At 73.6% G+C, this 24,721-nt stretch carries 19 protein-coding genes; 8 read left to right on the top strand and 11 right to left on the bottom strand.

The features are described 5' to 3' along the window. Window positions 1–14: 14 nt before the first annotated feature. Window positions 15–620, bottom strand: coding sequence for a hypothetical protein (locus WME96_RS03090; RefSeq protein WP_437288686.1), 606 nt, complete (start codon window positions 618–620; stop codon window positions 15–17). A gap of 387 nt (window positions 621–1,007) precedes the next feature. Here WME96_RS03090 and WME96_RS03085 point away from each other — a divergent pair, with 387 nt between their 5' ends. From WME96_RS03085 to WME96_RS03075, 3 genes are all read left to right on the top strand, one after another. After that, window positions 1,008–1,898, top strand: a complete 891-nt coding sequence (locus WME96_RS03085; RefSeq protein WP_437288685.1) for a homocysteine S-methyltransferase family protein — start codon at window positions 1,008–1,010, stop codon at window positions 1,896–1,898. Between the two features lie 165 nt (window positions 1,899–2,063). Beyond that, window positions 2,064–2,756 carry a glutathione S-transferase N-terminal domain-containing protein gene (locus WME96_RS03080; RefSeq protein ID WP_433933151.1) on the top strand — a complete coding sequence of 231 codons (693 nt, stop codon included), beginning with the start codon at window positions 2,064–2,066 and terminating at the stop codon, window positions 2,754–2,756. A 655-nt stretch (window positions 2,757–3,411) separates the two neighbouring features. After that, window positions 3,412–4,071: a hypothetical protein gene (locus WME96_RS03075; protein WP_437288684.1), complete on the top strand. Its 660-nt coding sequence runs from the start codon at window positions 3,412–3,414 to the stop codon at window positions 4,069–4,071. A 208-nt stretch (window positions 4,072–4,279) separates the two neighbouring features. Here the strand turns inward: WME96_RS03075 and purU are convergent, their stop codons facing one another. From purU to WME96_RS03060, 3 genes are all read right to left on the bottom strand, one after another. Then, window positions 4,280–5,173, bottom strand: coding sequence for a formyltetrahydrofolate deformylase (gene purU / locus WME96_RS03070; RefSeq protein ID WP_437292264.1), 894 nt, complete (start codon window positions 5,171–5,173; stop codon window positions 4,280–4,282). Between the two features lie 183 nt (window positions 5,174–5,356). Further along, entirely contained in the window at window positions 5,357–6,091 is a 735-nt protein-coding gene (locus tag WME96_RS03065) for a histidine phosphatase family protein (protein WP_437288683.1), read from the bottom strand. Window positions 6,092–6,215: 124 nt separating this feature from the next. Beyond that, window positions 6,216–6,509: a hypothetical protein gene (locus WME96_RS03060; RefSeq protein WP_437288682.1), complete on the bottom strand. Its 294-nt coding sequence runs from the start codon at window positions 6,507–6,509 to the stop codon at window positions 6,216–6,218. A gap of 267 nt (window positions 6,510–6,776) precedes the next feature. On the opposite strand from WME96_RS03060, the gene WME96_RS03055 reads away from it, so the two are divergent. Continuing rightward, the gene (locus tag WME96_RS03055) at window positions 6,777–7,382 is read left to right on the top strand and encodes a hypothetical protein (protein ID WP_437288681.1); all 606 of its coding nucleotides are present in this window, start codon (window positions 6,777–6,779) and stop codon (window positions 7,380–7,382) included. Window positions 7,383–7,400: 18 nt separating this feature from the next. Here the strand turns inward: WME96_RS03055 and mgtE are convergent, their stop codons facing one another. Next, window positions 7,401–8,735 (bottom strand): magnesium transporter, encoded by a 1,335-nt coding sequence (gene mgtE / locus WME96_RS03050; protein ID WP_437288680.1) that lies wholly within the window; start codon window positions 8,733–8,735, stop codon window positions 7,401–7,403. A gap of 245 nt (window positions 8,736–8,980) precedes the next feature. On the opposite strand from mgtE, the gene WME96_RS03045 reads away from it, so the two are divergent. Further along, window positions 8,981–10,015, top strand: coding sequence for a LacI family DNA-binding transcriptional regulator (locus tag WME96_RS03045; RefSeq protein ID WP_437288679.1), 1,035 nt, complete (start codon window positions 8,981–8,983; stop codon window positions 10,013–10,015). A 31-nt stretch (window positions 10,016–10,046) separates the two neighbouring features. Here the strand turns inward: WME96_RS03045 and WME96_RS03040 are convergent, their stop codons facing one another. Continuing rightward, entirely contained in the window at window positions 10,047–10,652 is a 606-nt protein-coding gene (locus WME96_RS03040) for a Maf family protein (protein ID WP_437288678.1), read from the bottom strand. A gap of 335 nt (window positions 10,653–10,987) precedes the next feature. On the opposite strand from WME96_RS03040, the gene WME96_RS03035 reads away from it, so the two are divergent. Continuing rightward, window positions 10,988–12,595, top strand: coding sequence for a right-handed parallel beta-helix repeat-containing protein (locus tag WME96_RS03035; RefSeq protein WP_437288677.1), 1,608 nt, complete (start codon window positions 10,988–10,990; stop codon window positions 12,593–12,595). Between the two features lie 40 nt (window positions 12,596–12,635). On the opposite strand, the gene WME96_RS03030 is transcribed toward WME96_RS03035, so the two are convergent. Beyond that, window positions 12,636–14,825, bottom strand: coding sequence for a bifunctional alpha,alpha-trehalose-phosphate synthase (UDP-forming)/trehalose-phosphatase (locus WME96_RS03030; RefSeq protein ID WP_437288676.1), 2,190 nt, complete (start codon window positions 14,823–14,825; stop codon window positions 12,636–12,638). A 131-nt stretch (window positions 14,826–14,956) separates the two neighbouring features. After that, window positions 14,957–16,654 (bottom strand): serine/threonine protein kinase, encoded by a 1,698-nt coding sequence (locus WME96_RS03025; protein ID WP_437288675.1) that lies wholly within the window; start codon window positions 16,652–16,654, stop codon window positions 14,957–14,959. Window positions 16,655–17,119: 465 nt separating this feature from the next. Here WME96_RS03025 and WME96_RS03020 point away from each other — a divergent pair, with 465 nt between their 5' ends. Further along, window positions 17,120–18,091, top strand: a complete 972-nt coding sequence (locus WME96_RS03020; protein ID WP_437288674.1) for a tetratricopeptide repeat protein — start codon at window positions 17,120–17,122, stop codon at window positions 18,089–18,091. Window positions 18,092–18,158: 67 nt separating this feature from the next. On the opposite strand, the gene WME96_RS03015 is transcribed toward WME96_RS03020, so the two are convergent. Next, on the bottom strand, window positions 18,159–19,562 hold the full coding sequence (locus tag WME96_RS03015; RefSeq protein WP_437288673.1) for a hypothetical protein: 1,404 nt from the start codon (window positions 19,560–19,562) through the stop codon (window positions 18,159–18,161). Between the two features lie 389 nt (window positions 19,563–19,951). Between WME96_RS03015 and WME96_RS03010 the strand changes: the two genes are divergently transcribed. Beyond that, window positions 19,952–20,923: a hypothetical protein gene (locus WME96_RS03010; protein ID WP_437288672.1), complete on the top strand. Its 972-nt coding sequence runs from the start codon at window positions 19,952–19,954 to the stop codon at window positions 20,921–20,923. Window positions 20,924–20,992: 69 nt separating this feature from the next. Here WME96_RS03010 and WME96_RS03005 read toward each other — a convergent pair whose 3' ends face one another. After that, window positions 20,993–21,802 (bottom strand): hypothetical protein, encoded by an 810-nt coding sequence (locus tag WME96_RS03005; protein WP_437288671.1) that lies wholly within the window; start codon window positions 21,800–21,802, stop codon window positions 20,993–20,995. A 43-nt stretch (window positions 21,803–21,845) separates the two neighbouring features. After that, entirely contained in the window at window positions 21,846–24,581 is a 2,736-nt protein-coding gene (locus tag WME96_RS03000; protein ID WP_437288670.1) for a hypothetical protein, read from the bottom strand. Window positions 24,582–24,721: the final 140 nt, after the last annotated feature.

Below are 24,721 nucleotides of genomic sequence, written 5' to 3'. Positions count from 1 at the left end.
GCTTCAGGCCAGGCTCAGCACCACACGTGCTCGATGTAGTAGCAGGTGTACGTCCCCGGATACCAGGTCTCGGGCCACCCGCCGGTCTCGTTGTCGACGCAGATCTCGCAGTACGCGTGGATGCACTCGGGATCGGTGGTCTGCGGGCCGGCGTTCGGGGCCTTCACCGGCACCTCGGAGTAGAAGAACCCGTCGGTCCGGAGCTGGTCGAGCTCGCTGTCCGAGAGCTTGCCGAAGGCGGCCTCATCCGAGGCGACGCTGAACCTCTGGTCCGAGGCGTCGGTCAGCTTCGGCGCCGGGAGATCGCCGTAATCGGCGTTCTCGATGGCGGTCATCTGGTCCGCGAGCAAGACCTCCTTGCCGTTGGGGGTGGAGAGCTTGATACGGCTGTAGTCGATGGGCGCCGCCGAGTAGTCGAGGGCGTACACCGTGTCCCGGCTCATGTCGAGGCTGAGGAGCTCGCCGGCCGGGAGGGCGGAGACCTCGGCCTGGGTGATCCGCTCGTGCTCCACCACCGGTTCCTGGTCAACGGGCTCCGACGCGGTGCATCCGGTGAAACCGGCCGCTGCGATGACGCCGAGCGCAACACTGAGAACGAGCGACTTGGATGAACGGATCATGTTGGCATTCCTTTCTATGGGCTCACTGACGGAGGTCATCTGGCCTCGGGCTGGCCAGAGGGAGCTCCACCCCTTTCGGTCCTTCGAGCGATCGCTGCTTGTTGGACCCCACGACTCCCGCGAGTTGAGTGGAATGAGGGGAGATGATTTCATTTCAAACGGTGCCCCAACCCCCCCATATCTGGCAAGTAAATTCCCGGCGGGGAAGAGAATTCCATCGTTCTTTCTGCGGCGCAGTGGTCTGGACGGTGCGCTGTGCGGGTGCCGCTCACATGCGACGATACAGCGGGGCCAGGGTCTCAATCAGGGGTTGCCTTGAGCGCCGCTCACGGACATACCGGAGCCTACATGGAGGACGTGCCGAGACCGCCGTCCGGGCCAGTCGCCGTGGCCGCGGGGGCTGACATCGTGATCCTCGACGGCCCGCTCGGGACCGAGCTCGCCGCGCGGGGGATCGAGACGCCGGCGCCGCTCTGGAGCGCCGCGGCGCTGCTCGACGCGCGCGGCTGCGACGTCGTCCGCGCGATCCACCGGGATCACGCGCGCGCGGGCGCGACGGTGCACACGGCGAACACGTTCCGCACCAGGCGGCGTCAGGCGGGCGCCGCGTGGGCCGAGCTCGCGGCGCGCGCTGTGTCGCTCGCGCGCGAGGCCGTCCCCCCGGGGCACCGGGTCGCCGGGAGCATCGCGCCGCTCGAGGACTGCTACCGGCCGGATCTGAGCCCGGCCGACGCGCGGGAGGAGCACCGCGAGCTCGCGCGGGCGCTCGCGGCGGCGGGCGTCGACGTCCTCCTCTGCGAGACGTTCCCGCACGTCGGCGAGGCGCTCGTGGCGCTCGAGGAGGCGGTCGCCACGGGCGTCGAGGCGTGGGCGTCGTTCACGGCGGGTCCGGAGGCGGATCTCCTCTCGCCGGAGGACGTCGAGGTCGCCGCGCGGGAGGCCGCCGCGCGCGGCGCGCGCGCGGTGCTCGTCAACTGCACCCCTGCCGCGCGCACGCTCGCGTACGTCGAGCGGCTCGCGGCGTGCGGCGCGCCGTTCGGCGCCTACGCGAACGCGGGCGCGCCCGGCGAGGGGCTCGGCTGGCGCGCGGCGCCGGGCAGCTCGGCGGCCGCGCGCTACGCGGACCTCGCGCGCAGCTGGATCGAGGCGGGCGCCACGATCGTGGGCGGGTGCTGCGGGACGGGGCCCGAGCACGTCGCGGCGCTGCGCGCGCTCGTCGACGACGACGCGCGGGCGCCCGCGCGTCGTCGTCGACGAGCGGCGGGCTCGCCGCGCTGAGGCGTCGATCGCCGGTTGCTCTCCACGGGGCGACGTGCCACCGATGCTCCCGGAGCAGGGCGACGCCGCGCGGCAGCGCCACGACCCCTGCCGGACGATCCCGAGAGACAGCACGCCGTCGCGATCGGCGAGCCATCACTGGAACCCCTGGAGGCGGAGCGCACGATGATCGATCTCTATTACTGGCCCACCCCGAACGGCTGGAAGATCAGCATAATGCTCGAGGAGACGGGCCTCCCGTACAAGCTCATCCCGGTCAACATCGGGCGGGGCGATCAGTTCAAGCCGGAGTTCCTCGCGATCAGCCCCAACAACCGGATGCCCGCGATCGTGGATCACGATCCGCCGGGCGGCGGCGCGCCGATCTCGGTGTTCGAGTCGGGCGCGATCCTGCTTTACCTCGCGGAGAAGACGGGCCAGCTCATGCCCTCGGATCTCCGCGGTCGTCACGAGGTGACGCAATGGCTCATGTGGCAGATGGGCGGCCTTGGCCCGATGAGCGGCCAGGCGGGCCACTTCGGCCAGTACGCGCCCGAGAAGATCCCTTATGCGATCGAGCGCTACACGAACGAGGTGCGCCGGCTCTACGGCGTGATGGACAAGCGCCTCGCGGACCGGGCCTACCTCGCGGGCGAGTACTCGATCGCCGACGTCGCGAGCTTCCCCTGGGTGACGCTGTACGATCGGTACGGTATCGCGCTCGACGCGCTCCCGAACCTCAAGCGGTGGATCGACGCGCTGCGCGCGAGGCCGGCAGTCCAGCGCGGGCTCGCGGCCGGGAGCGAGCTGCGGAATCAGAGCCAGCCGATGGACGACGAGGCGAAGAAGTGGCTCTTCGGGAAGAAGCCCGAGGCGTGAGCCGTCCGTCCACGAAGCGCGCGCGGCGCACCGCCCCGGCGCCCACACCGGATCGCCCTTGCGCCCCGGGCAACCGATGAAGCGTTGACCGCGCTACGCTGCGGACGGGCGGAGGTCGTCCGCATGAGAACCGTCCGTTCCGGCGCTCCGGCGGCGCACACACGATGCGACACGCGGCGTCCTGAGCAGGGCGGGACCATCAGGTCGATGCGCCCTGCGGGCAGGGCTTTGCCCGGCGCCTCGGGTCCGCGGGGTGCGCCCACGCCGGACCCGAGACACCTTGTTCCGTCTGCCGTGCAGAGCGCCCCGTCCGTTCCGGTCGTGTGATGCGCGCGGAGCGCGGCGGCCGCGGGCGGAACGGAGCGCCTTGGCGCGATGAGACGCCGGCTCCGGCCAGGCGCGGAGACGGTCGCGGGGGGCGTGAACGCTGCCCGGAAGGAGCGCCCTTCGGAGGTCCGCTTTCCCCGGATCGGGAGAACTCCCGCGCGGGTTCGGATCGAGCAAGCACGCTCGATCGTCGCCTGCGCGGGCGTCAAGGACCCTGGGAGCGGAAACGTATGCACACGCCTACCAGGCACACAGTCTGCTCTGCGGTGAGCCCGAGATGTCCGGGCCTCGTGGGCCCTCGCGGACATCAGGGGGACCAATCATGTCGATGCATAGCAAGATGCTGGTGCCTGCGTTTCTCTTTGCCGCGCTGGCCGCCGGTTGCGCGGTGGGCGCGGACGAGGCGGACTTCGATCAAACCGAGCTTGATGACGATGCGGTCGAGTCGGCCGACCAGGCGCTCGAGGAGGCGAGGGGCGGATACAGTCAGCTCGGCCCCAGCAAGGGCGCTTTCACCCCCAGCAAGGGCGAGTTCGGCCCCAGCAAGCTCGGGTATGGCCCCAGCAAGGGTCAGCTCGGCCCGAGCAAGGGTGCTTTCGGCCCGAGCAAGGGCGAGTTCGGCCCCAGCAAGCTTGGCCCCAGCAAGGGCTCTTTCGGCCCCAGCAAGGGTGAGTTCCCGTCGAAGGCCGGGGTGGGCGGTTACGCCGGCCAGCACTCGGGCCAACAGGCCGGCTATGGCCAGTCGGCCGTCGGTCAGCAGACCGCCGCCATCGGCCAGCTCGGCGTCGGCCAGCAGGGCGCCATGGTCGGCCAGTCGACCGTGAGCCAGAGCGCCGCCATCGGCCAGCTGGGCGTCGGCCAGCAGGGCGCCATGGTCGGCCAGTCGACCGTGGGCCAGAGCGCCGCCATCGGCCAGCTCGGCGTAGGGCAGGCGGGGGCCTTCGGCCCCGGCCAGACCGCGGCGCTCGGCCAGCAGGACCACCCGTAACCCCCGCGCGCGTACTCTCCTCGGCTCCCGGGGAGAGCGCGCCCCGCGGCCTCAGACCGCCGCTGACACGGGCGATCCATCACAGAGCGGCGATCACCCGCACAGGAGACGGGTCCAGATCGGCGTTTTCGGCGCGGAAGCGCACTCCAGTGCGCTGAGCACCGAAAACGTCGAGATGGGCCCGTATCCGAAGCGGGTGACCGCCGCTCTAGAAAACGATCGTCCGGCGGCCTTCGACGATGACCCGCCGCTCGAGGTGCGCCCGCACGGCGCGCGAGAGGACGATTCGCTCCACGTCGCGCCCCACCCGCGTCATCTCCTCGGGTCCCATCTGGTGGCTCACGCGCGCGACATCCTGCTCGATGATCGGGCCCTGATCCAGATCCCGGGTGGCATAGTGCGCCGTCGCGCCGATGAGCTTCACGCCGCGCGCGTGCGCCTGATGGTAGGGCTTCGCCCCCTGGAAGGCGGGGAGGAACCCGTGGTGGATGTTGATGACCGGCGGGCCGTCATCGAGCATCTGCTCGGAGAGGATCTGCATGTAACGCGCGAGCACCACGAGATCGACATGGTGCTTCTTCAGCAGGTGCAGCACCTGGCCCTCCTGCTCGCGCTTCGTGTCCGGGGTGATCGGGAGACAGAAGAACGGGATCCTGAAGCTCTCGGCCACCGCCTCGAGCGTGGGATGATTGGAGATGACGAGCGGTATCTCGCAGCGGAGCTCGCCCGCGCGCTGCCGGAGCACGAGGTCGTAAAGGCACGCAGGATCCCTCGTGACCAGGATCGCCATCTTGGGGACGTGATCGCTGTAGTCCACCGACCATCGCGCCGAGAGCGACGTGGCGAGCTCGCGAAACGCAGCCTCGATCGCGCTGCGGGTGGCCGACCCGCCCAGGGCGGTGACCGCGGCCGGCGAGGAGAGGCCCGCCAGATCGACGACGAGGCGCATGAAGAAGCGGGGTCCCTCGTCCGTGAACGCATCCGTGTGGTTGCTCGCGTCGATGATGTTCAGGCCGATGTCGTAGAAGAACCCCGCGAGCCGCGCCACGAGACCGGGCTGATCGGGAGCGGCGATGAGGAAGGTTGCGTGAACGGGACCCATCATGCGGGTCATGTAGCTCGCCCGGCGGCGGCGGTGCAAGCCGCGCAAGGCGACGGGCCGCCGCCGACCGTCGCGGGCGCGCGCCGGTGCGCCTCAGACGCAGGGCCCAGCCGCCGCGCGGGAGCTCGCGCGCGGCGCCGGGGACGCGGCGAGACGGAGGCCCCCTCGCGTCCCCGGTGCGCGCTAGACGCCTTCGCCGCTCTCCGAGGACGGCGGCCCAGCGTCATCGACCATCCTGGGAGCCAGCGTGGAGAGCTCCGCCCAGGGGATGCGCACCGTCCGCTCGACGTCGCGCAGGTGAGCGCTGTCGTTGTAATAGACGAGGTGCCAGGCCTCGTTTCGACCCCAGCGCCGCCGGCGCTGCCAGTGGGTGAGCGAGGTGTGGCGCGTCGCGAAATGCGCGACCGGGAAAGCGAGCGCGTTCATCTTGAAAAAATGGAGGAACGCGACGTCGATGAAGCCGCCGTGCGTCACGACCGCGATCGTCCGGCCCTCGTGCTCGCGGGTGATGCGGTCGAGGGCGACGGAGACCCGGAGCATGAACTGAGCCCAGCTCTCTCCGCCGGGGCTGGCCGGGCGGTACGGCTCGCGCTCGAAATCGATCGCGTAGCGCACCATCGCCTCTCCGACCGGCATGCCGTCCGCCTCGCCGGGGCGGAGCTCCTGCACGTCGTCGTCGAGCGTGAGGGGCAGGCCCAGGGCGGGCGCGACGATCTCGGCGGTCTGCTGCGCCCGGCGGAAGGTGCTGGCGATCAGGACATCGGCGGAGATCTCGCGCGTCGCGGCCAGCCGGTCGCGCAGCCGCTCCGCCTGGAGCACGCCGAGCTGCGTCAGCCCGGTGTCCCCCCGCATCCCGCCCACGATATGGTTCACGTTGACGAGCGCTTCTCCGTGCCGGATGAGATAGAGGTTCGTCACGATGGAAGCCTCCGAGGCGCGCAACCTGGCGAAAGGGAGGGCCGCGAGGGCGGTCCGCGCACGCTAGGAAGAGCAAGGCGCCTCTCGGATGTCAAGCCTTTGTACCCTCGCCGCGCAGGCCCGCTCAGGGACACCCCTGGAGCAACGCGACCAACGCCGCGCTCTCGGAGCAAACTTGCTCGCCGCGCAGGGCGCTGCAGTACTCGTCCTCCGTGCTGAAGGCCTTCCTCCCCGTGCTGCCCTCGATGCACGAGATCGAATAAATGTACCGCGAAGCGCTCTCGCCGGCGCTCCCCGGATCGGCGGCGCTGCCCTCTTGAGGGCCGCTGCCGGCGTGCCCCGGCGGATCGACCTCGAGCACGGGAACCACGACGAACGGCCAGAGGCCGAAGAGACCAGCCACGAAATGCGGGATCATGTGCTCACCTCCACCATCGATGGAACACCCATCGATCGTCCGAGATGACCATTGCATCTCACAGGCCAGCTCGGGTCATGTCCGCCCATTGCACAGGGCCGCGCCGGCACGCGCCGCGCTCCCGCCGTCCCGTGAAGCGCCGCCCCGTCCGGGTCGGAGCGCGCCCGCGCGGCTGCCGGCCCGCCTGCGGCCGCGCCGCGCGCCGGGCGGCCCTTGCCAGGGCGCGCGGACATGGCCTACAAGGCGGGCCCCCTGAAGGAGCCCCTCATGCACCGTCGCAGCTTCATCGCGGCCACGCTGGTCGGCGCCGCGACCCTCGCCGGGTGCGCGCCGCGCTGGCGCGTCGTGACCCAGGCCAACCCCGATCCGTTCGTGGGCCAGCGGTATTTCGCCCTGATGCCCATCGACTTCGTGAACCTCCGCATCCTCGACGAGCCCGAGGACAGGTTCCTCGCCAGCAAGGACGCGGACGAGCACCGGAGCTTCGTGAGCGACAAGGCGTCCATCGACGAGGAGTTCGCGAAGGAGCTGATCGCCGGCGCCAGGGACCACGGCATCGAGGTCGCGCAGGTCAGCAACCCCACGTCGGGTCCGTTCGTGCTGAGGCCCTATGTCAGCTACATGAACCCCGGCTATTACGCGGTCGTCTCCTCGTCCCCCAGCCAGATCATCCTGACGCTCCGGATCACGACGCTGGACGGCAAGGTGCTCGATGAGGTCGAGCTCTCGAGCCGCACGGCGTCGCCCAACCCGAAGACGTCCCTGAGCCGGGCCGACGCGGACAAGCTGACGAGCGGCGGCCGCTGGCGCGAGGACGCGCGCATCATCGGCGAGGCCGCGTCCAATTACCTCGCGTCGCGCGTGAGCCCGTAGCGCGGCGGCGCGCCCGCCTCACAGCAGCACGCCCCGGAGCAGCAGCTCGGCCGCGCTGAAGTAGATCACGAGGCCGGAGACGTCGACGAGGGTCGCGACGAACGGGGCCGAGGCGCTCGCCGGGTCGAAGCGGAGCGCCCGGAGCACGAACGGCAGGAGCGCGCCCGAGAGCGTGCCCCACGTCACGACGCCGATCAGGCTGATCGCGACCGTCAGCGCGATCAGCCGGTAGTGCTGGCCATAGGACCCGAACAGCTTCTCCCACGCCACGACGCGCGCGAAGCCGATTGCGCCGAGGATCCCGCCGAGCGCCAGGCCCGACGCGAGCTCCCGGCGGCAGACGCGCCAGAAATCGGCCAGCCGGATCTCGCCGAGCGCCATCGCGCGGATGACCAGCGTCGTCGCCTGAGAGCCCGAGTTGCCCCCGCTCGAGATGATGAGCGGCACGAACAGGGCCAGCACGACGGCGCGGGCGATCTCGTCCTCGTAATGCCCCATCGCGGTGGCGGTGAGCAGCTCGCCCACGAAGAGCGCCGAGAGCCAGCCGGCGCGCTTGCCGAGCATCCTCAGCAGCGGTGTCCGCAGGTACGGCGCGTCGAGCGCCTGCATGCCGCCGAGCTTCTGGATGTCCTCGGTCGCCTCCTCCTCCACGACGTCCACGATGTCGTCGGCGGTGACGATGCCCTTCATGCGCCCCTCGCCGTCGACGACGGGTATCGCCACGAGGTCGTGCTCCGCGAAGCGCCGCGCGACGGCCTCCTGGTCGACGTCCTCGGTCACCGACACGACGTCGGTCTTCATGACGTCGCTCACGCGCCGGTGGCCCGGCGCGATCATGAGCTGCCGCAGCGACACCACCCCGAGCAGCCGCTGCTCGGCGTCGAGCACGTAGCCGTAATAGATGGTCTCCAGGTGATCCCGCGCCTGCCGCTTGAGGTAGGAGATCGCCTCGTCGACGGTGGCCTCCGGCCGCACGCGCGCGAACCACGGGCTCATGAGCCCGCCGGCCTCGTCCTCCGCGTACGCGAGGAGCGCGCTCACCTCCCGCCTCGTCGGCTCGTCGAGCAGCGAGAGGAGCTCTTCCTGCTCCCCCGGCGGCGCCTCGTGGAGCATGTCGGCCACGTCGTCGGGCGCGAGCAGGCGGAGCCACAGCCTGCGCTCGCCCTTCGTGAGCGTGGCGAGGAGCGCGGCCTGGTCGGCGGACGAGAGACCCTGGAAGAAGTCCTCCGCGTCCTCGCGCCGGAGGCGGCGATAGGCCTGCGCGCGCTCCTCGCTCCCGAGGTCCGGCCACGACATGGACAGCTCGGCCGCCGTCATCGTCTCGGCCCCCTTGGAGGGCGGGCGTTCCACCATCGCCTCACCTCATCGAGCGCCTGGCCCGCCGCGTGGGCGTCGCCCGGCAGAAGGTGCTCAGTCGAAAGGGCCTCGTGTCAGGCTCGAACGACGATCCACAGCGGTAGCAACGCGCGCGCCACCGCGTTACTCGAACTTTTCCCTGACAGCCGAACTGTACCGACGTGCCGTGAACCGGTTTGACAGGAATCGGCCGCGCGCCCTAGGATGCAAGCGCTTGCCTTCAGGTTGGCTTGTTGATGTACATGAAATCTTCGTCTGAGGCGGTCACGACGAGCGCCGGCCCACGGCCGTCGGTGCGCATGGAGGACGTGGCCCGTCACGCCGGGGTCTCTCCGGCGACGGTCAGCAGGGTCCTCAACGATCGTGGCAAGTGCAGCGCGGAGACCCGCGAGCGGGTGCTCGCGGCGATACGCGATCTCGGCTACGTGGTGAACGCGGCGGCGCGGAGCCTCGCGCAGGGCAAGACAGGGGCTCTCGGCCTGCTCCTGCCCGCCGTGAGCACCGATTTCATGTCGAGCTTCCTCCAGATCGTCGCGGGCGCGGCGACGGACGAGGGATACGATCTCCTGATCGCGCTGCGGTCGGAGGGCTCGCAGCGGCGGATGCTCGGGCGGCACAACACCGATGGCGTCCTGATCTTCGGCGGCGCCATGGGGGATCCGAGCCTGAGGAGGCTCTCGTCCGAGGGGTTCCCGGCGCTGCTGCTGTATCGATCCTCGCCGCAGGGCCTGTCGCTGCCGAGCGTCGTCATCGACAACGAGGCCGGCGTGCGGGCGGCGGTCGATCACCTGATCGAGGCGCACGGCCGGCGGCGCATCGCGTTCCTGCGGGGCCGGCCCGGCAGCGAGGACGCGGCGCGGCGCGAGGAGGCCTACCGGGAGTCGCTCGCGCGCCACGGCGTCCCGGTCGACCCGCAGCTCTGCCGCGGCGGGCTCAGCGCCGAGGAGGCGCGCGCCTCGACGGTCGCGCTCCTCCGCGAGCGGGCGGCGTTCGACGCCGTCGTCGGCTGGTGCGACGGCGCCGCGATCGGCGCCATCGACGCGCTGCGGAGCGAGGGCATGCGCGTGCCCGCCGACGTGTCCGTCGTGGGGTTCGACGACATCAGCCCCGCGCGGCACCTCGATCCGGCGCTCACGACCGTCCGCGCGCCGACGGAGCTCGTCGGGCGCCTCGCCGTCCGGGCGCTCGTGCAGCTCATCCAGCGCGGCGTCGCGGAGCCGCAGGCGCGGCTGCCGGTCGAGCTCATCGTCCGCCGCTCCTGCGGCTGCGCGCGCTGAGGGGGCGCGCCGCTCCTGCGGCTGCGCGCGCTCACGCGTCGAGCGGGTCGACCCCGAAGCGGCGCAGCAGGCGGCAGAGCGGGACGAGCGGCAGCCCCACGATGGCCGTCTCGTCGGCGTGGCGCACGTCGTCGAACAGCCACGGCCCGCGCTTCTCGAAGAGGTACCCGCCGGCGCTGCCGATCGGCCGATCCAGCTCGACGTAGCGCCGGATCTGCGCGCGGCCGAGCGGGCGCACGCGCAGCTCCACGGTCGCGATCTCGGTCAACGTCCGCTCGTCGCCGGGCGCGGGCGGCACGCCCGGCGGCGCGTGCACCGCGACGGCGGTGTGGAGCGCGTGGACGCGCCCCGCGAGCCGCCCGAGCTGGTCGGCCGCCTCGTCGAGCGTGGCCGGCTTGCGCAGCAGCTCGCCGTCGAGCTCGAGCGCCTGATCGGCGCCGATGATCAGGGCGTCGGGGCGCGCCGGCGCGAGGCTCAGCGCCTTCCCCTCCGCGAACAGGCGGGCGCACGCGGCGGGCGGCAGCCCCTCGGGCGCGATCTCGTCGAACGCCGGCGCGACCGCCTCGTACGCGAGCCCGAGGCGATCGAGGAGCGCCCGCCGGAAGGGAGACGTGGAGGCGAGGACAATCCGGGACATGCCCGGCTCCATGGCACGAAACGACGCGCGTGCCGAGGAGAACCGCCGGCGCCGCGCGGCGCTCTTCCACGCTCTTCCACGACCTTCCAATTACCGTGCCGAGCGCCGCTCGAATGCGATTGGCGCTCTTCGTGCTACTGCGGCGATTCGCTTCGTTTTACCCGCATTCCCTCGACAATCGCCGCGCACAGGGAGAGTCGGCAATGGGGAGAACGCCGGGCGACATCGAAGGACCGGCAGAGACTCCTGTCGTCAGGCGTATCCCTAATTACCCATCGTGCATTTCATTAAAAAGCTGCTTGCGCCATGACTCCACAGCACGCGAGATTGGGGCGATGCAGCAACTCAACACAAGGCACCTCCTCACCCTCTCTCTCGTCGCGCCGGCCCTCGGGCTCTCGGCGCTGCTCACCGCCTCCCCGGCGAGCGCGGCGACGTACGAGGTGGGCCGAGGTAAGCCTTATTCGAGCCTCGCGGAGGTCGCCCCCCGCCTCGCTGCCGGTGACGTGGTCGAGGTCGAGGGTAACGCGACCTACCCAGGTGACCTGATCTTCAAGAAATCGGGCACCGAGTCGCAGAAGATCACGATCCGCGGCGTCCGCGTGAACGGCCGCCGTCCCGTGCTATCCGGGGGGACGAACACGGTGGTGTTCGGCGGCAATCATTATGTCTTCGAGGGCTTCGAGATCACCGGGGGCTCTGGCCGCTGCGTGTTCAACCGGGCGCACGACGTCACGATCCGCGACGCGGTGGTGCACGATTGCCCCGGGCACGGCATCCTCGGCGCCGACTCCGAGTCGGGCTCGTTCACGCTGGAGTACGTCGAGGTCTACGCCTCCGGCTCCGGCGACACCCGACACCCGATCTACATCGCGACCGACGAGGAGACGCGCCTCGGCTCGGTGTTCCGCATGCGGCATTGCTATGTGCACGACAGCAACGGCGGCAACAACGTGAAGAGCCGCGCCGAGCGGAACGAGATCTATTACAACTGGATCGAGGGCGCGAAGTACCACGAGATCGAGCTGATCGGGCCCGACGGCCAGGACGAGGGGCTCGCGCGCGAGGACTCCGACGTGGTCGGCAACGTCTTCCGCAAGACCGGCAAGCACTTCGTCGCGCGCGTCGGCGGCGACGGGACGGGGCAGACGTTCGGCCGCTTCCGGTTCGTCAACAACACGTTCCTGCTCGCCCCCGGCTCCAACGCGGCGATCCGGATGTTCGACGGCATCGAGAGCGTCGAGATGAGCAACAACGTGTTCTATCGGTCCGGCGGCGGCGGCGTGGAGGTCTACGTGGACCGGTCGGCGAGCTGGGCGACGGGCAAGGCCCTGATCGCGGGCGCGAACAACTGGGTTCCTAGCGGCTCCTCGTCGATCCCCGCCGGGTGGACAGGCACGCTCCAGGGCGCCGACCCCGGCTTCGCGAACGTCGGCGCGCTCGACCTCCGCCCGTCGGCGAACAGCCCGCTCGTCAACGCCGGCGCCGGATGGACGCCGAGCCCGGCCGGGCACCCCTTCCCGCGTCCGCTCGCCGCGCCGCAGTTCGCGCCGACGCGCTCGGCGCGCGCCGCCAGCGGCGCGCTGTCGCGGCCGGCCGCGGGCGCCATCGACATCGGCGCCTACGAGCACGGGGTCGGCCCCGCGGCGCTCATGAGCGCGATGCGCGCCGACGCGCGCGAGCTCGGCCTCGACGACGTCGACCTCGAGCGCGACGCGGCCGAGGGCGACGCGGACCTCGCCGGCTGCGACGCGGCCGCGGAGGAGCACGCCGGCGCCGACGCGGCGGACGCGGACGCCCCCTGCGCCGCCCGCGCGGGCTCGTGCAGCGTCGGCGGGGCGCTCGCCGGCGGCGCCGGCGCCGGCGGCGCGGGCGCCGCCCTCGCCGCAGCGACGGCGCTCCTCGGGGCCGCCCTCCGGCGCGGCCGCCGCCCGAGGGCGTGAGCTCCGGCGCACGCGCGCGCGCTCACCAACGCGCGCGCGCTCACGCGACGAGCGCGCGCAGCAGGCGCCGCGCCGAGGCCGGATCCGGCAGCTGAAACGCCGCGGAGCTCTCCCCGCCGCCCACGTGCACCGTGAGCGCCGTCGGCGGGAGCGCCGCGAACAGATCCTCGTCGGTCCTGTCGTCGCCGAGCGCGACCACCATCGCGTCGGGCGGCACCGTCGACAGCGCGCGCGGCACGATCACCCCCTTGTTGACCCCGCGCAGCCGCACCTCCAGCACCTTCCGCCCAGGGATCAGCTCGAGATCGTGCTCGCGCAGCAGCTCCGCGAGCTGCGCGGGCACCTCGCGGGCCATCTGGCTGGCGAGCTCCGGATCCGCGCTCCGGTAGTGCCACGCGATCGACACCACCTTCTCCTCGATGAAGCTGCCCGCCGTGCGTTCGACGAAGCTCTGCAGGACGTCGCGGACCTTCGGCTTCCAGTCGAGCGACGCCTCGCGGAGCGCGACCCACGGCTCGCCGGGCGCGGCGCGCGAGAAGAACCCGTGCTCCGCGTGGAGGCTGATCGGCAGCTCGCCCAGCCACCGCTCGAGGTCCTCGCGCGGCCGGCCGCTCACCACGTGCACCTGCGTCCGCGGGCGCGCCGCGAGGGCGCGCAGATCGGCGATGAGCTCCTCGTCCGGCGGCGCGAGCTCGGGCATCGCCGCGAGCGGGACGAGCGTGCCGTCGTAGTCAAGCATCACGACCAGCGACGGCGCGCTGCGCGCGCTCGCGATCGTGTTGAGCTGCGGCGCGTCCGTGCGCCGCCGCGCCGCGCCCACCGCGGGCGCCGCGGCGCTCGCGCGCTCGAGATCGTTCAGGAAGCAGTGCGACCAGCGGTGCGCGTCGTGCGTCACCACGCGGCGCCGGAGCGCCTGCATCCGGACGCGCTGCTCGGACCGCGGCATGACGAGCGCCCGCTTGATCGTCGCGGCCACCGAGTCGATGTCGTACGGGTTGACCGGGAGCGCCTCGATCAGCTCGGCGGCCGCGCCCGCGAACTCGCTCAGCACGAGCGCGCCGGTGTCGTCGATGCGCGAGGCCACGTACTCCTTGCAGACGAGGTTCATCCCGTCGCGGAGGGGCGTCACCATCATCACGTCGGCCGCGAGGTAGAGCGCGACCACCTCGGCCATCGGCATCGACCGGTGCAGGAAGTGGATCGGGACGTCGTCGAGCGTCGCGTAGGCGCCGTTGATCTGGCCGACGAGCTCGTTCACGACCCGCCGGAAGTCGGCGTACGCGTCGACCTTCTCGCGCGTGGGCACCGCGAGCTGGATGAACCGGACCTTGCTCCGCAGCTCGGGCTCGCGCTCCAGGAACCGCTCGATGGCGAGCATGCGCCGCGGGATCCCCTTCGTGTAGTCGAGCCGGTCGATACCGAGCACGATCTTCCGCCCCTGGGCGCGCTCGCGGAGGCGCTGCGCCTCGGCGCGGACGTCCTCGTCCCGGGCGAGCCGCACGAACTCGTCGACGTCGATGCTGACCGGATAGACGCCGAGCCGCACCTTCCGCCCCTCGTACGCGAGCGTCTCGAGGTCGGGATCGAGGCCGAGCACGCGCGCGGCGGAGTAGACGAAATGGTACCGATACGACGTCGTGTGAAACCCGACGACGTCGGCGCCGAGCATGCCGCGCAGCACCTGCTCCCGCCACGGCAGGATCCGGAAGACCTCGGCCGCGGGGAACGGGATGTGCAAAAAGAAGCCGATCCGCGCGTCGGGGATGCGCTGGCGCAGCATCGCCGGCACCAGCGTGAGCTGGTAGTCGTGGATCCAGACCCTGTCGCCCGGCCTGTACCGGGCGGCGACAGCGTCGGCGAAGCGCTCGTTCACCGCGCGGTAGCTCTCCCAGTCGCGCCGCGCGTCGAGGTGCACCTTCTCGACCAGGTAGTGGAACAGCGGCCACAGGACGCCGTTCGAGAAGCCGTCGTAGTAGTGGCTGATCTCGGTCGGCGTGAGGTGGACCGGGACGGTGCCGAGCTGCTCGAGCTGCGCCTCGAGCTCCTGGCGCTGCTCCGCGCCGAGGCGCGAGACGTCGCCCGGCCAGCCGAGCCAGAGCCCGCCGTGCCGCTCGTGCGGGCCCCGGATCGCCGTGACGAGGCCGCCCGTCGAGGGCACGACGGACACGTCGCCCTGCTCGGCGCGGACGGTCACGGGGAGGCGGTTCGAGACGATGAGCAGGCGGGACATGCGCAGCCACGAAGCTAGCGCATCGCCCCTTCGCCGCGCCGTCCGGCACGGCGAAATCAGGGGCGCGCCGCGCTGCTCGGCGCGGCGCGATCAGGACGCGCCGTTGCTGCGTGTCGGGCGCGTCCTGATCGTTACCGGTCGATCCGGATCGACGGCGCCGAGGGCTCGGTCGCGGTCGGCTTCGACGTGGGCGGGGGCGGCGTCGGCGCGCGGGGGCGTCCCCAGTTCCGCTTGCTGCCGCCCGAGCCCTGCGACGGCTGCTCCTCGACCTTCGCCGGCGCCGACGCCTGCGCGAGGCGCGCGACGGTCTGCACCGACATCTCGGACGGCCCCTGCACGATGGAGTAGGGCTGGAAGCCCTCCTTCTGCAGCGTCAGCCGGCGAGGCGCCGCGCGCACCTGCTCGTTCTCGATCGAGAGCTGGAGCGGCGTCTGCCCGAGCGACTTGCCGTCCTCGAGCACCTCGGCGCCCGGCGGGATCGACTCGATGATGAGCATGAACGAGGGCGCGCCCTTCTGCTCGTTGGCCGCGGCGGTCGGCGCCGGCCCCGGCGCGGGCGTGGGCGGCGTCGTCGTCGCCTCGCTCTGCGCGGGGTTGCGGGTGAGCACGAAGATGACCGCGGCGACGATGATGGCGCCGATCGCGGCGAGGATCGCCGCCTTGCGCCCGCCGCCGGGTCGCGCGTCCTGCGCGCCCACGCCGCTCTTCCCCGGGTCCGTCGCCGCCGCCGCCACGCCGCCCGGGCCCGTGCCGACGCCCGAGGTGCGGCCGCTCGCGTCGTCGTCCGGCGCCGGGAGCGTGACCGCCTCCTTGAGCGCTTGCACCGTGGACGAACGCGACGAGATCTGCACGCCGGGCAGCGACTCGAACGAGGTGATCTGCGTGCCGCCGAACGCGGTGGTCACGCCCATGCCGCGCGCGCACTCGCCGAGGCCCTGGATGAGCGCGTCCATCGTCGCGGGCCGGCCGTCCGGATCCTTCGCGAGGCAGCGCATCACCAGCGCCTCGAGCGGCTCCGGGATGTCGACGTCCGGGTTCCGCTCCTTCATGCGCGGCACCGGCTGCTGCAGGTGCGCCATCAGGATCTGGATCGACTTCTCGGACTCGAACGGGACCTTGCCGCAGAGCATCTGGTAGAGGATCACGCCCAGCGAGTAGATGTCGGTCCTGAGATCGACCTTGCCGTGCGAGATCTGCTCGGGCGACATGAAGCGCGGCGAGCCGAGGAACGCGCCCTGCTGCGTGAGCTCCTCCGAGTCGTCGCCGAGCTGCTTCACGAGGCCGAAGTCGAGGATCTTGACCGCCTCCTCCGCGTCCTCGTTGGAGACGAGCATGACGTTCGACGGCTTGAGGTCGCGGTGGACGACGCCGTGCTTGTGCGCCTCGCGCAGCCCGCGCGCGATCTGCCGCGCGATGCGCATCGCCTCGGGCGGCGGGAGGCGCCCCTGCCGGCGCACGCGCCGGAAGAGCGTCTCGCCCTCGAGGAACTCCATCGCCATGAAGTACCGCTCTTGATCGTCGGCCTCGATCTTGCCGTAGTCGAAGACGGTGACGATGTTCGGGTGCTGGAGGCGCGCGAGGATGCTCGCCTCCAGGAAGAAGCGCTTGTGGAAGTTCGGGTCGAGCTGCCGCGAGGCCTGGTTCGGGATCAAGACCTTGATCGCCACCGGGCGCCCGAGCGGGATCTGCTCGCCGCGATAGATCGTGCCCATGCCGCCGGTCGCGAGCTGGGACAGGATCTTGAACTTGCCGTTGAGCACCTTTCCGAGCAACGGATCGATCGGCTCGCTGCGCGCTACTTCATCGACGACGTTTTCGTTGGCACTCATATGAACTCCGTCGCCTTCCCCGTGCGGGCGCGGGCGAGCCCTCCCCTCGGTATCGATGCCTCGCGATGCGTGAGCCTGGACCTCATGATCGTGGGGGACGTCGACGCGTGGGGCCGTCGAGGCAGTCTAAACGGAAGAAAAGTCCTTGGCGACCTTTCCTCGATCGCCCCGTTCGCGAGGCCGGTTCCCCCCTCCGACAGGCCCTGCGGCACGCCGTGCGGGGGGCGCTGCACCATGCGTCGTGCGCCATAGCCCCGATCCACGGGAGCCGCCAGTTGCTGGCATCGAGCGTCCGCATCCCACCTTCGTGCCACGAGATCCTGCGAGCAGATTACACCGCTCCGCGTCCGCGCGATGCCCTTCTCCGACCGTCCGTGCATCGTCCCGCCGCCGCGGTCGCCGGACGTCCCCGCCCCCACAGCGCGCGCTCGCCCCGACGGTCGGGGGCGAGGTAGTAGAGGGGGCATGCGACCCGATCGCGCCCTGCGGCGCTGGTGGAGGGGGAGAGAGTACCGGAGCCTACTCGACGCGGCGGCGTCGGCGCTGGCCGCCTCCCGCCACGCCGAGGCGGAGGCGACGTGCGCGCGGGCGCTCCAGATCGCCGAGGAGATCTACGGCCCCGAGGACGCCGAGCTCGCAGGGCCGCTCTACGCGCTGAGCTCGGCGCAGCTCGCGCAGGGCCGGCTCGACGAGGCGCGGGCGAGCTCCGCGCGCGCGATCTCCATCGCGGAGGCGGCCGGGGCGAGCGCCGACCCGCCGCTGCCGAGGCTGCTCGAGCAGCTCGCCGCCATCCTCGAGCGGCAGGGCAAGGCCGAGGACGTGGAGGCGCTGTTCCGCCGGATGCTCGCGGGGTACGACCGGATGCGCGACCCGGATCCGGTCGAGCTGTCGGCGCTGCTCAACCGGCTCGGCCTGCTGCTCGGCCGGCGGGGGGCGCGCGCCGAGGCGGCGCCGCTCTTCCAGCGGGCGCTCTCGCTGCGCGAGGGGGCGCTCGGCGACCGCCACCCGCTCGTCGCGGAGGCGCTCTACAACGCGGCGACGTTCCTCGAGGAGGATCGCCCGGCCGCCGAGCGGGAGGCGATGCTCCGGCGGGCGCTCGGCATCGCCGAGGCGAACCCGGCCGTCGAGGGCGCCCTCCTCGCGTCGATCCTCCACAACCTCGGGGCCGCGCGGGAGGCGCTCGGCGATCCGGCCGAGGCGGAGGCGCTGTACGAGCGCGCGCTCGCCGCGCGGGAGGCGCTCGGCGGGGCCTCCCACCCGTCGCTCCGGCCGACCCTGGTCCGGCTCGCGCAGGTGCACCACGCCGCCGGGCGGGTGTCCGCGGCGCTGCCGCTGTACGAGCGGGCGCTCGCGCTGGCCGAGGCGGATCTCGGGGCGGATCACCCGGTGACGGCGGCGATCAAGGCCTGGATCGACGAGGCGCGGAGCCGGAGCTGACGCGCGGCGGACGGCTGGCCGGCGGGCGCGCGCTCGTACGGCGCCGACGGTCCGCGGTGCGGCGGCCTCAGGGGTCGAGGGGGCGGGGGTCGCCGCCCTCGCTCCAGCGCTCGACGAGCTCGGGGAGCACTGTCGACGCCATCTGGAGCAGGTGCGCCATGTGGTGCTCGGGGGTGTTGCCCCGGAACCCGCGGACGTGGAGCTCGCCCACGTGCGCTTCCGTGGTCGGGATCATCTGCTTCTCGAGCTTCCGCGAGACGGCGCCCTCGGCCGCGCGCAGCCGGAGGTGCGGCGGCGCGTCGAGCGCGATCGCGCGCTCGACGGGGTGCCCCGCGGCCGCGTCGAGCAGGTAGCTGGCCGTCGCGCTGGAGCTCGCGTACGCGATCGGGTCGATCTCCGAGTGCGTGATCGTGAACAGCAGCTGCCCCTCGGCGGCGCGCTGCGCCGCGCGCGCGAACGAGGCGAGCTGCAGCGTGTTGAGCCCGCTCGGCTGGTCGGGGACGAAGCCGCAATGGATGCCGTCGGTGACGAGGATCGCGTCGAGCGTCTCGGTGCCGCGGCGGAGCTCCAGGATCTTGGCGACGGCGCCGTAGCCCGCGCTCCACGAGGAGAGCGCGACCCGGCGGAGCCGCGGGGTCGGCAGCCCGCGCTGCGCGAGCGCCCTGTCGATGTCCGCGAGCAGGCTCTCGTACGCGCCCCACTGCGCGTAGAGGTCCTCGTAGGCCCCGGAGCCGATGCCGAGGTTGATGACGGCGACCGCGGCGTTCAGCCCGGCGACCTCGGCGCTCTCGCGGACGAGCTGGGTGTTGCCGTGGAAGTGCACCAGGAGGTCGTAGCTCGACCCGGCGGGCCTGAACGACTCGGGCGTGAACAGCACGCCGCCGCGGATCGACGCGTACCCGTCGTGCCGGATCGCGGGCGGCGGGGTCGCGCCCTGCCAGCGGGCGAACACCTCGGGCGCGACGAGCACCCTGGCCGCGGCGCCGTCGCGCGCGGCGCGCGACGCGACGAGGAGCGCGCGGCTGACGGGCGTCATGCCGCGGAAGGCCTCGGCGGAGACGCCCGGCATCCGCGCGGCGATCCCGCGCGCGGTGAGCACGACGACGAAGATCACGGTCGCCGCGGCCAGGACGAACGCCCCGAGGGCGCGCCACCGGCGGGCGCGGCGCTCGTCCGGGGAGGGCGCGGACCAGCTCCCGTACGGCGCGACCCCGGCCAGGTGGAGCGGCGAGGGGCCCAGCGCCGGGTCGAGGCCCGGGGGAAACCCCTGGTCCTGCAGCGCAGGCGCCGCGTCGAGGGGCAGCGGATCGAAGAGGAACCCTGGCTCGTCCGGAGCGGGCGTCGCGCCGAGGGGCGGCGGTTCGAGGGGGGGACCGCCCTCCAGGGGCTCCTGGATCACGGTCACGGGCGGCGGCGTGGGCGTCATCGAGAGGTCCGCAGGCGACCTGTCAGCGCGCACGTTTCCCTTCATGCGATACCCCCTCCTCAACAACGGGGACGTAGCGCTCGGTCTTCTCCGGCCGGGCGCTGGTTCGTGTGCTGGAGCGCGTTGCACTGACGGCGCCGCGCTGCGTCTCTGCTCCTGCCGCCGAGCCCGGAAGGCGCCGTGGCAGCGGGAGCATCGACCAGCACGGTAATAAGCTCAAGCGGCAACCGTGCCGTGCGCGCATATTCAAGGGAGATCGGAATACTGTGTGCCCTGCTGGATCACGCGTAGGCGAGCGCGTCCGCCCGGCGAAGCGGGGGAGCGCGCGGGATCTGCGCGCGGCGTGCAGGTGAGGTGCGAGCGCCTGGGCGAGCACGGCGGCGATGAAACGCGCACTTGCACCCCCCTCGCGCCCCCACCAAGGTGCTCCGCGCTTGCTCCCCCGTGAGGTCCGCTTCCTGCTCGCAGCGACGCTGCTCCACGCTGCCATCCCCGGGCTGGCGCGCATCGCGGGCGGCGCGGCGTCGGCGCTCGTGGCCCGCTCGAGCGGCGCGGGCCGCGAGGTGGAGATCGAGGTGCAGCAGGTCGAGCCGCTGCGGCCGACGCAGGACGAGGCGCGCGCCGCGCCGCCGGACGCGCCACGGCCGCGCGAGGAGGCGGAGCCGCCGGTGCTCGGGCGGACGGCGCGCCGCGATCGGCGCGACCTCCCGTCGCCGGAGGCCGCGGCGCCGCCGCCGGAAGGCCCCGCGGCGCCGCCTGTCACGGCGCCGCCCGTCACGGCGCCGTCCACCGAGTACGGCGGTCCGCCGAGCGCGGAAGGTCCGCCGCGCGTGGCGGGGCTCGACGGCGTGCCGGTGTGGCAGCTCCGCGGCGTGCTGCCGGATCAGGCGCCCCCGGCCGCGGCGCCGACCGCGCCGCCCGCGCGGCGCGAGACCTCGATGGACAGGGCCGGCGAGGTGCTGCGCGAGACGATGCGCGATCGGGACAAGACGCTCGGGCTGGATCTGCCCGCCGCCGGCACGATCGCGTCCGTGATCGCGGAGGCGGTGCGCTCCTCCGAGACGCCCGGGACGGCGCGCGCGGTGTTCGAGGTGCAGCTCAGCGGCGCCGGCCTGGTGCTCGGGGTGCGCGCGCTGTCGTCGACGGCCGGGGCCACCGCGCTCTGGGCGCTGGTGGCGCGCGAGGCCGCGGCGCGGCTCGCCGGGCGCGCGCTCGCGATGACCGCCGCGTTCGCCAAGGGCGCGAAGGTCTACGTCACGGTGAGCTCGTCGGTGAAGATGCCGAGCGGCGCGACGTCGGGCGGGATTCACCAGCAGGGCGCGGGCTTCGGGTTCGACGTCGCCGACCTCGGCGCCCGGCCGCACCGCCTGGTCCAGTCGAGCTTCCGCGTCGAGGCGCTCGACTGAGGCGCGCGAGCGCGGGTGCTCGGTCGCGGCGCGCCGGCGCGGCGCGAGCGCCCGCGCGCGCCCTGTCGATCAGCGGCCCCGGCGCTCCGTCCAGCGCCGGTAGCGCGCGGCGCTCGCGGCGAGGCCGAGGCCGAGCAGCGCGAGCAGGCTCAGCGCGGCGGGGACGCCGGTGAGCCACACGAGGAGCGGCGGCCACGGGCGCGTCGGGCAGGAGCGCCGCAAGGCGAAACGGCAGGCGTGGCGCAGCTCGAGCTCCTCGGCGGCGGCGCGGACCTCGGGCGCGTCCTGGGGCATGCCGCGCAGGGCCGCGGAGGCCATCATGTAGGCCGCGGAGGCCGCGCGGTCGTGCGCCGGGTCCGCCGGCACGCGGTCGCGCACGAGCTCGACCAGCCGGGCGGCGCGCGGCGCCGTCTCCTGCTCGGCCAGCGCGCCGGCGAGGTGGCGCGCGAGCGGCTCGTCGAACTGGAGCGCGCAGGCGACGGCGCGGTCTTCGCCGAGCGTGAGGTAGACCGTCTCGCCCGACGCCGTCTGGCGGGGCTCGGTGCCGGACACCGCGACCGGCCTGCGCAGCGCGACCCGCGCCCCGCGGACGCAGCTCGGCACCTTCGGCAGCGCGCGCAGGTGCACCGCGGCGTAGCGCTGGAACGCGATCCCGGCGACCGCGCCGAGCGAGAGCGCGAGCGCGAGGAGCGCGAGGGCTGCGCGCGCCCTGACGCCGGAGCGCGCGGCGACGCTGGCGCGCGCGGCGCGGCCCTCGGGCGCGCTGGCGCTGGCGCGCGCGGCGCGGTCCTCGGGCGCGCTGGCGCTGGCGCGCGCGGCGCGGTCCTCGCCGGCCTCCGCGTCGGGGGCCGGCTCGCCGGAGGGCGCTCGGGACGACATGGCCGCGGGTATGGACAGCCGCGGCGATGCTGTCAATGCGCCGTCACGAGGGGGGCGCCGCCCCGGCGAGGCGCGCCACGCGCGCCCACGTGCGGGCCGCGTCCTCGTGCCCGGTCGCGGCCGCGAGGCGCGCCAGGAACTGCGCGCAGGCCTGCTCGCCGCGGCGATCGTCGGCCTCGCGGGCGCGCGCGAGGGCGCTCAGCCCCTCGAGCAGGGCGCCCTCCGTCCGGCCCGCGGCCGCCAGCGCGACGCCATAGGCGAGCAGCGCCCGCGCCCGATGCGCCGGCGGCGCCTCGGCCTCGGCGGCGATCCGGAAGCGACGGAGCGCCTCGTCCTTCGCGCCGCGCCCGAGCGAGATGAGGCCGCTCATGCGCTCGACGAGCTCGGCGTGCTCGCCGGTGCGGCGGAGCTCGCCCACGAGCCGCTCCAGCGTCCGGAGATCGCCCTGCACGAGCGCCTGCCTGGCGAGCTCGGCGAGGCGGACCGCGATGTCATTCATCGACAGGACGGGCGACTCCGAGGTCTTCGCGAGCGGATCCCCCGAGGCGTCGCCGGGCGGGAGCTCCATTTCCAGGGCGGTCACGTCGGCGAAGTCCGCGGGCGCCTCGTCCAGGAGCCCGGCGCGGCGGTCGTCCAGCCACGGCGCCCGGGGCACGGCGCTCCCCGACGAGGCGTCCGCGCTGTCGGCCCCCGCGGGGAGCGTGGAGCCCCGCCGGCGCGCGGCGCTGTCCGCGGCCTCGCGGCGCGCCTCGAGGTCGGCGAGCTCCCCGGCGGAGAGCGCGCGCTGCGGATCCGGCGCGTCGCCGACCACCTCGATCGGCGTGCGGAAGGTGGGCGGCTGGCTCGAGGTGCTGTCCGGCGCCTCGTCGAGCCGGTGGTCCCGAGCGGTCTCCTGCTCGTCGGCGAACGCGAGCAGCTCGGCGGCCGAGGACTCGAGCAGCGCCTCGCCGGCGGCGCGCGCGGCGCGCGCGGCGAGATCGGCCGCGGAGCGCCTGTCGCCCGCCCTCGCGGCGTGCCACGCGGCGTCCGCGAGGCCGAGCACGCCGGCGTGATCCTCGACGACGCGCGCCGCGGCGAGGTGCCACGCGGCGCGCTCGCCGGGCGGGACGGCCGCGAGCACGGCGTCGCGCAGCGTGCGCGAGGAGAGCTTCAGCCACCCGGGCTCCGGGCGGAGCGCCCAGCCGGCGCCGAGCAGCGCCGCCTCGATCGAGGCGACCTTCGGGGCGCCGGTGCCGTCGCACAGCGCGTCGATCGCCGCGTCCGACGCGTCGCCGCCGAGCGTCGCGAGCGCGGTGAGGATCGTGCGATGCCCGACCGCGAGCAGGCGCAGCCGGCCCTCGATCGGCCGGACCGCGGGCGGCGCCGCGAGCTCGGCCCCGGTCATCGTGCGCGCGGGCTGGCCCCGCCCGGCGCTGCGCCGGCGCGGCCCGACGCTCCTGCCGATCCAGCGCAGCGCGCCGCTCTCCAGGGCCTCGCAGAGGAGCTCGCGCAGGGCCAGCGGGAAGGCCGGCACGCGCGCGGCCCACCGGCGCGCGGCCGCCTCGTCGATGCAGCCGTCGAGGAGGCGGCGGACGAGGTCCTGGGCGATCGGGGCGGAGAGCGGGCCGAGCGTGACGGTGGCGGCGGGGGTGATCGCGGCGAGCGGCGCGGGGAGCGGATCCGCGCGCCCGAGCCGGACGACGGCGCGCAGGCCGCTGCCCATCTCCATGGCGATCGCGATCGCGTCGAGGCTCGCGGCGTCGACCTCGGCCGCGTCGTCGACGGCGAGCAGGCCGAAGCGGGCGTCGGACGGCGCGAGCCAGGCGGCGAGCACCTCGGCGGCCGTCCACGGCTCGACGCCCTCGCCGGCGAGGATCCGCGCGAGCGCGGGCGTCAGCCGGTCCGGGAGCGCCGGCGCGCGGGCGCGCGCCTTCTCGGTGCGGGGCGCCGAGCGCGCGAGCGCGCGCCGGAGCGCGCCGAACGGCTCGCGCGAGGCCCCGATGGGCGCGACGAAGAGGCTCCGCGACGGGGACAGGAGCCGGAGCAGCTCGAGGAGCAGCCGCGAGCCGCCGGCGCCGGCGTCGGCGCGGACGATCGCGAGGGCGCCGGGGGGCACGGCGAGCTCGGCGAGCTCGCCTTCGCGGCCGAGCAGCGGCGGGTCGCACACGCGCGCCACGCTCTCGACGACCTGCCTGCGCAGCGGCTGCTGCGCGTCGAGGCGCAGGCCGCGCACGCGGCGCGCGCCGTCGATGCCGCGGTGGAGGCCGAGGGTCATGAGCTCGCCCGACAGCACGGCGGGGAGCGCTGGATCGAGGAGCACGTCGCCCGGGAGCGCGACGCGGGCGAGCGTGACGGCGACGAGCAGCGGCTGCCCCCAGGAGAGCGCGGTGAAGCGCCCCGCCTCGCCGACGTACGTCATCTCCCCCTGCGCGATGCCCGCGGCGAAGCGCGCGTCGGGGTGCACGGACGCGTCCTCGGCGGCGAGCGCGGCGAGCAGCACGGCCTCCTCGATGTCGTCGGCGGTGAACTCGAACGAGAAGGTCTGCGCGCTCCAGGCGCACAGCGTCGCGCCGAGCGCCTCGGCGCGCTTCTTCAGCGCGAGCGCCCTCGCGAGGTAGCTCTCCTCGCCGCGCGCCGCCCCGGCCGCGTCGTGCGGCGCGCTCCGGTGGCGCGACGGCGGCCCCGCCGCGCGCGGCCGGGACGCCGCCGCGCGGCCGGGCCCCGGCACGACCGCGTCCGTGCTGCCCGGCTGCGAGAGGGCCGCGGTACCTCGAAAGGACACGACGATGCGCTCCGGCATTGCGGCGAGTCTAGCGGGGCGCCGAGGGCGCGTGGGCGCTTCTTGGCGTGCGCGTGGCGCGGGTCGGCGGGCGCGAGCGCGCGGCGCGGGTCGGCGGGCCGCGAGCGCGTGGCGCGGGTCGGCGGGCGCGAGCGCGGCGC

The sequence above is a fragment of the Sorangium sp. So ce406 genome (assembly GCF_051474675.1).
Classification (GTDB): domain Bacteria; phylum Myxococcota_A; class Polyangia; order Polyangiales; family Polyangiaceae; genus Sorangium; species Sorangium cellulosum_G.
Note: the sequence above shows the minus strand (reverse complement) of the source record. Positions and strands in the feature narration are given on the sequence as shown.

What these genes read in the sequence shown, in the direction of transcription:
- WME96_RS03090 (WP_437288686.1), bottom strand. Translation starts at nt 620, where the DNA reads ATGATCCGTTCATCCAAGTCGCTCGTTCTCAGTGTTGCGCTCGGCGTC.
- WME96_RS03080 (WP_433933151.1), top strand. Translation starts at nt 2,064, where the DNA reads ATGATCGATCTCTATTACTGGCCCACCCCGAACGGCTGGAAGATCAGC.
- WME96_RS03075 (WP_437288684.1), top strand. Translation starts at nt 3,412, where the DNA reads ATGCATAGCAAGATGCTGGTGCCTGCGTTTCTCTTTGCCGCGCTGGCC.
- purU (WP_437292264.1), bottom strand. Translation starts at nt 5,173, where the DNA reads ATGGGTCCCGTTCACGCAACCTTCCTCATCGCCGCTCCCGATCAGCCC.
- WME96_RS03060 (WP_437288682.1), bottom strand. Translation starts at nt 6,509, where the DNA reads ATGATCCCGCATTTCGTGGCTGGTCTCTTCGGCCTCTGGCCGTTCGTC.
- WME96_RS03055 (WP_437288681.1), top strand. Translation starts at nt 6,777, where the DNA reads ATGCACCGTCGCAGCTTCATCGCGGCCACGCTGGTCGGCGCCGCGACC.
- mgtE (WP_437288680.1), bottom strand. Translation starts at nt 8,735, where the DNA reads ATGGTGGAACGCCCGCCCTCCAAGGGGGCCGAGACGATGACGGCGGCC.
- WME96_RS03045 (WP_437288679.1), top strand. Translation starts at nt 8,981, where the DNA reads ATGAAATCTTCGTCTGAGGCGGTCACGACGAGCGCCGGCCCACGGCCG.
- WME96_RS03040 (WP_437288678.1), bottom strand. Translation starts at nt 10,652, where the DNA reads ATGTCCCGGATTGTCCTCGCCTCCACGTCTCCCTTCCGGCGGGCGCTC.
- WME96_RS03035 (WP_437288677.1), top strand. Translation starts at nt 10,988, where the DNA reads ATGCAGCAACTCAACACAAGGCACCTCCTCACCCTCTCTCTCGTCGCG.
- WME96_RS03030 (WP_437288676.1), bottom strand. Translation starts at nt 14,825, where the DNA reads ATGTCCCGCCTGCTCATCGTCTCGAACCGCCTCCCCGTGACCGTCCGC.
- WME96_RS03025 (WP_437288675.1), bottom strand. Translation starts at nt 16,654, where the DNA reads ATGAGTGCCAACGAAAACGTCGTCGATGAAGTAGCGCGCAGCGAGCCG.
- WME96_RS03020 (WP_437288674.1), top strand. Translation starts at nt 17,120, where the DNA reads ATGCGACCCGATCGCGCCCTGCGGCGCTGGTGGAGGGGGAGAGAGTAC.
- WME96_RS03015 (WP_437288673.1), bottom strand. Translation starts at nt 19,562, where the DNA reads ATGAAGGGAAACGTGCGCGCTGACAGGTCGCCTGCGGACCTCTCGATG.
- WME96_RS03005 (WP_437288671.1), bottom strand. Translation starts at nt 21,802, where the DNA reads ATGTCGTCCCGAGCGCCCTCCGGCGAGCCGGCCCCCGACGCGGAGGCC.
- WME96_RS03000 (WP_437288670.1), bottom strand. Translation starts at nt 24,581, where the DNA reads ATGCCGGAGCGCATCGTCGTGTCCTTTCGAGGTACCGCGGCCCTCTCG.